This window comes from Faecalibacterium sp. DFI.5.82 (genome assembly GCF_029076575.1).
GTDB lineage: Bacteria > Bacillota > Clostridia > Oscillospirales > Ruminococcaceae > Faecalibacterium > Faecalibacterium duncaniae.
In genome coordinates, this window is the sequence record NZ_JARFIS010000998.1 from 1 (window position 1) to 292 (window position 292).

General features: G+C 50.0%; 1 protein-coding gene. It reads right to left on the bottom strand.

Translation table 11 applies throughout. The features are described 5' to 3' along the window. Positions 1–292, bottom strand: a 292-nt coding sequence (locus tag P0G09_RS19860; RefSeq protein ID WP_275253535.1) for a hypothetical protein, incomplete at both ends; no start/stop codon positions are given.

Below are 292 nucleotides of genomic sequence, written 5' to 3' on the forward strand. Positions count from 1 at the left end.
TCGCCTGACTGACGATCAGCCTCATGACTGGCATTGGCGTCGTTGTCCTCAGCATTGGCATCATAGAGCATCACCTCAACTGGCTTGACCTGCTCTTTAGGATACCATTGCGCGGCAAATTTCAAATGAGCAGCCTCATCATAGTCCATCTCACCAACTTGATGATTCATCAGCTGACTGAACAGCAGGTTGGTAAAATCGGTCACGTTAGGCATGGAGCGGAAGTTTTCAGCCAGATTGATCAGCTCGCCTGGTGAATCCGGCTGCAGCTGATCTTCGCTGACAAACGTTT